Genomic DNA, 1,071 nt, shown 5'->3' with positions numbered 1-1,071 from the left:
TATTGATCCGTGAGTAAGTCCGTAAACGTTTGTGCTTTACTTAGGTAATGGCTAAATATAAACAAGCTGATTATGAAGTACTACGCCGACGCTGTGTAGAACTAAAGAATTTAGGTTGGAGGCAAACTGCTATCGCCCAAGCTCTCGGCTTAACACCTGGCTGGGTTAGCCGGACTTTGAAAGCCTACCGTGAGCAGGGACAGACCGCCTTACTGTGGCGTAAACGCACAGGCGCACCAACTCGCTTATCGGCTGAACAACTCACCCAACTCGTCGGCGAACTCAACAAAGGGGCTGAGTATCATGGTTTCCCTGGTCACATCTGGACCAGACCCCGCGTTAATGAAGTCATCAAAAAGCTCTTCGGCGTCAGCTATGATCCATCTCAAGTAGGACGCTTACTGAAAAAAGTGGGCTGGACTCGTCAGAAACCACAGACCAAGGCTCGTCAACAAAACCCGGAGCGAGTCGAGCAATGGCGGAGCGAGCGGTTACCTGAACTTAAAAAAAGCCCAAACTGAAGGTCGTGTCATTTTGTATGTGGATGAATCCGCCTTTTATCTATTACCTATGCTTGGTCTGACTTGGGCTCCCCGCGGGCAGACACCGATCTTGATGGAGCAGGCAGGCCGAGACCATCTCAGCTTAATTGCGGCTATTGCCCCCAATGGGCGCATTTACGTAGCAGGTCAGGACCAAGCTTTCACTGGAGAAGACATCGTTTGGTTTCTCACTAAACTGTGTAGTCGTTACCGTAAGCGGGATTTGTTAATCATCTGGGACGGCGCTTCGATTCATAATAGTGAAACGGTTAAAGCCTTTTTAAGCGAGCGGCCTGGCCGAGTTCATCTAGAGCGTTTGCCAGGGTATAGCCCCGAACTTAACCCCACCGAATTAGTCTGGAATCAGGTAAAGCAACGGCTCAAGAATCAAGTATTTCTGACCTTGGAAGAGCTAACAGTAATTGTTTTGGAACAGATTAACCTACTAGAGAAGAATCGAAAGTTAATCCAAGTCTTCTTCCGAAAGAAGGAAGTCGCTTTCTTTACAGACTAATTCACGGATCAATAA

The 1,071-nt window shown here is 47.9% G+C and carries 2 protein-coding genes; both read left to right on the top strand.

Annotated elements, in window-relative coordinates; all coding sequences use genetic code 11:
- Positions 1–47 precede the first annotated feature (47 nt).
- Positions 48–521, top strand: coding sequence for a winged helix-turn-helix domain-containing protein (locus ACFSUS_RS29045; RefSeq protein WP_381528803.1), 474 nt, complete (start codon positions 48–50; stop codon positions 519–521).
- Complete coding sequence (locus ACFSUS_RS29040) at positions 496–1,056, top strand: IS630 family transposase (RefSeq protein WP_381528805.1); 561 nt, start codon at positions 496–498, stop codon at positions 1,054–1,056. The genes ACFSUS_RS29045 and ACFSUS_RS29040 overlap by 26 nt, the downstream gene beginning before the upstream one ends.
- The last annotated feature ends 15 nt before the right edge of the window (positions 1,057–1,071 follow it).

It is taken from the genome of Spirosoma soli, from assembly GCF_042684525.1.
In the GTDB taxonomy this organism is placed as follows: Bacteria; Bacteroidota; Bacteroidia; order Cytophagales; family Spirosomataceae; genus Spirosoma; species Spirosoma soli.
The sequence above is the reverse complement of the archived record's forward strand: the minus strand, read 5'-3'. Positions and strand labels throughout refer to the sequence as shown.

What these genes read in the sequence shown, in the direction of transcription:
- ACFSUS_RS29045 (WP_381528803.1), top strand. Translation starts at nt 48, where the DNA reads ATGGCTAAATATAAACAAGCTGATTATGAAGTACTACGCCGACGCTGT.